Origin of the sequence: Alkalihalophilus lindianensis (assembly GCF_032843265.1) — a bacterium.
GTDB classification, from domain to species: Bacteria; Bacillota; Bacilli; order Bacillales; family Bacillaceae_D; genus Alkalihalophilus; species Alkalihalophilus lindianensis.
On sequence record NZ_JAWJBA010000550.1, the window covers coordinates 1 to 260 of the forward strand.

The window sequence follows — 260 nt, forward strand, 5'->3', positions numbered from 1 at the left end:
GAGTCAATGCAGATGAATACCCGGCCAAAGTAGCAGGGGAAGTGAAAGATTTTAACCCTGAAGCGTTTATGGAAAGAAAAGATGCCAGAAAAATGGATCGGTTTACTCAATTTGCTGTAGCTAGCGCCATTATGGCGGTTAAGGATGCCAATTTGACCATTAATGAAGAAAATTCCCACCGTGTTGGGGTATGGATTGGTTCTGGAATTGGCGGGATGGAAACGTTTGAACAACAATATGAAATTTTTCAAAAAAGAGGG

At 41.5% G+C, this 260-nt stretch carries 1 protein-coding gene; it reads left to right on the top strand.

The window, feature by feature from the left end; all coding sequences use genetic code 11:
* Window positions 1–260: beta-ketoacyl synthase N-terminal-like domain-containing protein (locus RYX56_RS23385; protein WP_317124262.1), on the top strand; the 260-nt coding region annotated here is incomplete at both ends.